General features: G+C 51.4%; 6 protein-coding genes and 1 pseudogene. 4 read left to right on the top strand and 3 right to left on the bottom strand.

Going from position 1 to position 4459, the window contains the following annotated elements; all coding sequences use genetic code 11:
* A pseudogene (locus ACXAC4_RS20445) lies at positions 1 to 409 on the top strand (hypothetical protein); the annotation flags it as partial.
* Between the two features lie 75 nt (positions 410 to 484).
* On the opposite strand, the gene ACXAC4_RS20440 reads toward ACXAC4_RS20445, so the two are convergent.
* From ACXAC4_RS20440 to ACXAC4_RS20430, 3 genes are all read right to left on the bottom strand, one after another.
* Positions 485 to 907, bottom strand: a complete 423-nt coding sequence (locus ACXAC4_RS20440; RefSeq protein ID WP_475165030.1) for an ATP-binding protein — start codon at positions 905 to 907, stop codon at positions 485 to 487.
* An 84-nt stretch (positions 908 to 991) separates the two neighbouring features.
* Positions 992 to 1807 carry a hypothetical protein gene (locus ACXAC4_RS20435; protein WP_475165028.1) on the bottom strand — a complete coding sequence of 272 codons (816 nt, stop codon included), beginning with the start codon at positions 1805 to 1807 and terminating at the stop codon, positions 992 to 994.
* Between the two features lie 25 nt (positions 1808 to 1832).
* Positions 1833 to 2471 carry a winged helix-turn-helix domain-containing protein gene (locus ACXAC4_RS20430; RefSeq protein WP_475165027.1) on the bottom strand — a complete coding sequence of 213 codons (639 nt, stop codon included), beginning with the start codon at positions 2469 to 2471 and terminating at the stop codon, positions 1833 to 1835.
* A gap of 223 nt (positions 2472 to 2694) precedes the next feature.
* On the opposite strand from ACXAC4_RS20430, the gene ACXAC4_RS20425 reads away from it, so the two are divergent.
* The 3 genes from ACXAC4_RS20425 to ACXAC4_RS20415 all read left to right on the top strand — a co-directional run.
* On the top strand, positions 2695 to 3225 hold the full coding sequence (locus tag ACXAC4_RS20425) for a GtrA family protein (protein WP_475165026.1): 531 nt from the start codon (positions 2695 to 2697) through the stop codon (positions 3223 to 3225).
* Positions 3209 to 4237 (top strand): glycosyltransferase family 2 protein, encoded by a 1029-nt coding sequence (locus ACXAC4_RS20420; RefSeq protein WP_475165025.1) that lies wholly within the window; start codon positions 3209 to 3211, stop codon positions 4235 to 4237. The genes ACXAC4_RS20425 and ACXAC4_RS20420 overlap by 17 nt, the downstream gene beginning before the upstream one ends.
* The coding region (locus ACXAC4_RS20415) for an ArnT family glycosyltransferase (protein WP_475165024.1) at positions 4221 to 4459 on the top strand (239 nt) is incomplete at its 3' end. The genes ACXAC4_RS20420 and ACXAC4_RS20415, both read left to right, overlap by 17 nt.

Below are 4459 nucleotides of genomic sequence, written 5' to 3'. Positions count from 1 at the left end.
GCGTCGGTCACCCGTTCTCATTACCCTTTATGTGTTCATAGGTGTGAGCGAAGTAAAACCACTAAAAACCGAGAAGCAATTGATAGGCCGGTATGAGAGCATTCAGCAAGCGGGAGACGGTCCAATCTTTTACATTGGCAAGATGCCATTTTCCGCACGTTTTTATTCGTTGGGCGACGCTGTCGAAATCACCTCCACAGAATTCGACAGTCTGCTGGACGCTGACGGGTACGCCAGGGTCTTTGCCGCAATTCCAAACGATGCGGTAGATAAGGTTCTTGGTCCGCGGGCCACTGACGCTCAGAAGTTGGGGAGAGAACGAACGGTACCAGCTATTCTCGATCGATCTTCCGCCAACAGACAGCCAGATGACCCCGTTGATTCTGAATTAAACTCGAAGAATGATTAATGACGCAGCTGATTACTGCTAAAACTGAGTCTTTGAAGGCCGGATTTTCAAGATGGCTGGCCTTTTGGCAGTGATCTAGTCCGGAAATGGCAGTAAAATCAGAATCCTGGCTCCTCCGTTTTTCGAGGATCCGATTTCCAGGTGTCCGAGGTTGTCTTCGACAATCTCGGACACGATGGACAATCCGAGCCCAAAACCCGCGACCGTTTCATCCAGCCTGGCACCCCTGTTCATGACAGTGGCTGCCGCCTCGGGAGAAATTCCGGGGCCATCGTCCGCTACTTCTATGGAGAGTCCTGATGATGTGCGGGCGATTGTAACGTCGACGGTTGTCTGGCACCACTTCCCGCCATTTTCGAGTAAATTGCCAAGTAGCTCTGAAAGATCCTCGTCGCTCCATTGGCCAGCTGAAGTTTTCAGGTAAGTTGGTGTGGAGGCGAAAAACCGTGTCAGGGAAGATTTTTTCCATAACGGTGATGACACTTGCCGTGATTTCAACCGGCATGCACGTCCGTCCCATCTGTCTGCCTGATGTCTGCTTTGCTCATCCGGTATTTCAGGGATTTGTCAAGCTCCCGCAAGTTAGAGGCCATAAACACAACATCCTCCCCGGGACGGAGGCAAGGTATCGATATCCGACAAAATGGCAAGATTGGCAGAAATAGAGGTTTTGACCAGGTGAGAGAGATCGGAATTCAGGCGGCGGTGGCGGTCCAGCCGCCGGTTTGACAGCTCGAGCAAATCATTGAGCTGCCGGATCAGCGGACGAAACTCTTCCGGCACGTGAGGGTTCAGACGACTTTGTTTCCCGGATTGGAGCCGTCTCAGGTCCTCTTTTATCCTACTGATGGGCTTTAACGTCAGATGTGTGGTGGTTCCAATCAGTGCCAGCAGTATCGCCAGAAGAACGGCCGAGGCACCGAGCAATGTCAGGTGGGCCTTCAGCGGTCGTTCAGAGAGCGCCCCCTCGGTTTCAAGAACGGTGATTGAGGCCAGCTTTCCAGTAGCAGTGAACGTACGTCTAAGCCCAAAAAGCGTGTTCGCGCCCTGCGCTATGTGAATAAAACCCTCGGGCTTATCCACAACGCCCTGCATTTGGCTCAGGTCAAAGTTGTTGCTCGTCAGGACGCTCCCGCCTGCCGTTTCGATGATGATGGCATGCCCCAGAAGCATTTCAAACTGATGGATCATGTTCCTGAGGTCGTCAGTTGTCGGGGACTCGGCTTCAATGATTGCCTGAAAGTTTTCCAGCTCTTTACTCAGGTGTTGTTTCCTGGACTCGTCCGATAGTTGTTTTATCACGTAGGCATGTGAAAAGAATATCAGGGTGAAATAGACGAGGCTGAAAACAGCCCCATACTGAATGGCTGTTCTTCGGATACTCTTTGGAGCTGGCATATGTTGACCTGGTTCGTTCGGGCGTTCAGCCAGTAGGATCTTTTTCGAAGAAGTAGCCCTGGCCACGCAAAGTCTTGATTTTATTGCCCCCTATTATTTTTCTAAGCCGGGTTATGTAAACCTGAACGACATTTCTGGCGGGGCATCTTTCTATGTTGTAGAGGGTTTCAACCAGTTCATCCTGTGAAAATACCCTGTCTGGTGAACGCAGGAAACACTGCAAAAGGCGGAATTCAGTGGCTGTCAGTCTGAACTCTTTCTGGTCGGGCGTGGTCAGCGTTCGGTAGCTGGCGTTGAGACGAAATCCGTCGACACTGATTTGATCTGTTGTTCTGCCATCCTTCCTTCGGATAATTGCATTGAGCCGGGCTTTCAGTTCATCAAACTCAAACGGTTTGGGAAGGTAATCGTCGGCACCCGCGTTCAACCCTTCTACTCTCTCAGTCCAGTTGGAGCGTGCGGTTAGAATAAGGATGGCCTCTTTTTTCCCGTTTTTTCTCCATCTTTGCATTAAAGACAGTCCATTTTCATCGGGCAGTCCGATATCGAGAATAACGGCCTGGTAGGAGCTTGTTTCAATCAACGAGTCTGCTTCTTTGCCGGTTTTGGCGACATCCGACTGTGTAGTGCGCCTGCGCAAGCCAGTCCGATATTTTTTTGGCAAGTACCGCATTGTCCTCAACAATCAGAATTTTCATTTGTAAGCGCCGTTTTTCGTGGTGGGAAAGTTTCGCCAGTCTGCCATGGATTGTACCAGTAACGGCAATCTCCCCAGAAAAACAGCAACCCGTTAAAAATGGGGGGTTACCGGTCGACTTTTCAGTTTGATTTCGGTTTCACCTGGTAGGATCAATAGTCGAGTCACGAACGCAAGAAGCTGTATATACATGGTTTTAGGAGCAACCTATGAGCGATGGACATTTCTATGCAGGTGTGTCCAGATTCTGGTGCCCGATGTTTCTGAAGAGTCAATGTTCACCATTTCCGGAATTGTTGTTGAAACATCGGGCACGGGTGTGTCGGCCAGGATGAAGAAGGTTCCCTTTAAAAGAATAAGTGGATTTATTGCCGCCGGAGGAATGGCAACCCTTTTCCATTGGGCGGCCATGTCCGGCCTGGTTCTGCTTGGCATGGCCCCCGTAGCAGCCACCTTTTCTGGAAGCGTTGTAGGAGCGGTTACCAACTACTGGTTGCAGCGAACTTTGGCCTTTCCAAACGCACGCCCACACATCCAGGCCATCTGGCGATATGCCTTTTCCTGTTCACTCGCAGCTCTCCTGAACGTTCTGATCTTTTTAGTCCTGCATCAACTGTTTGAAATCTCTGTTGTGCCTGCTCAGCTTCTAACCACTGCGGCTGTCGCTGTATTTAACTATGTTGTCTACCAAAGGCTGGTGTTTCATGAACAAACCTCTTGAGACTTCCCGTGCGCCGAATGAATCAGAGCTGCTTTCCCTGGTGGTTCCGGTGTTCAATGAGCGTTCGATGCTTCCCCTATTCTTTGAGCATGTATTGCCGATCCTTGCGAGCCTCGATATTCGCTCGGAGATCGTGGTTGTGGACGATGGTAGCGAGGATGGCAGTGCCGAATTTGTTAGGACTTTCATTAAAAGGAAATCGAGCATCCGTCTCGTCAAGCTAAGCCGCAACTTTGGCAAAGAGGCAGCGGTAACAGCAGGGCTGGAGCATGCCAAGGGGGATGCGGTGATCGTTCTGGATGCGGACCTTCAGGATCCACCTGAATACATTCCCGAGATGGTCAGGAGTTGGAAGTCCGGCTTTGATGTCGTTCTGATGCAACGTCGATCACGTGTAGGCGAGAGTTTTCTCAAGCGCTGGAGTGCGCACCTTTTCTATCGCTTGCTGAATAAGACCAGTCGCACTGAAATCCCGGTCGACACGGGTGATTTCCGATTGATGAGCAGGCGGGCAGTTGATGCCCTTCTCCGGTTAGGAGAGCGCAACCGCTACATGAAGGGACTCTTTGCCTGGGTTGGTATGCCAGCGACGATCATCGAATACGACCGGGCATTGAGAGTGGCTGGCGAGAGTAAGTGGGACTACCCGGGCCTGGTCGGCCTGGCCCTTGAAGGCCTGACTTCCTTCTCAGTGTCACCTCTCAGATGGGCAACGCTTGTCGGCTTGCTGGCCGCCTCCGTTGGTGGATTGTTCGGTGTCTGGATTGTAGCGAAGGCAATAATGCTCGGCGATCCGACTGACGGCTACCCATCGTTAATCGCCCTCATCAGTTTTCTGGGCGGCATACAACTGGTGAGCGTTGGTATCGTTGGTGAGTATGTGGGCAAAACCTACATCGAATCGAAACAGCGACCACTGTATCTGACCGAAGAAGTGGTCGAGAACAAAGAGGTATCAAGCCGAGACCAAATCAGCAACTTCAGAGGCGTCAAGAATGATAAAGCGATTTGAGCCCTGGTTCTGGGTACTGGCTGCCGTATTGTTCAGTCGCTTTATCGGAATGACGCTGTTTCCCTTCGTGGATACAACGGAGCCCCGATACGCTGAAATCGCTCGGTTAATGGCTGAATCCGGGGACTGGATAACGCCCTGGTTTGAACCCGGCGTTCCGTTCTGGGGGAAGCCTCCCCTGTCATTCTGGGCTCAAGCGGCCTCTCTAAAGATATTTGGACT

Source organism: Pseudoalteromonas sp. AWM4_233, assembly GCF_056158285.1.
This window is presented reverse-complemented; position numbering and strand designations above follow the sequence as displayed.

Excerpts from the sequence above, each read along its gene's own strand:
- ACXAC4_RS20435 (WP_475165028.1), bottom strand. The coding sequence starts at position 1,807 with ATGCCAGCTCCAAAGAGTATCCGAAGAACAGCCATTCAGTATGGGGCT.
- ACXAC4_RS20425 (WP_475165026.1), top strand. The coding sequence starts at position 2,695 with ATGGTTTTAGGAGCAACCTATGAGCGATGGACATTTCTATGCAGGTGT.
- ACXAC4_RS20420 (WP_475165025.1), top strand. The coding sequence starts at position 3,209 with ATGAACAAACCTCTTGAGACTTCCCGTGCGCCGAATGAATCAGAGCTG.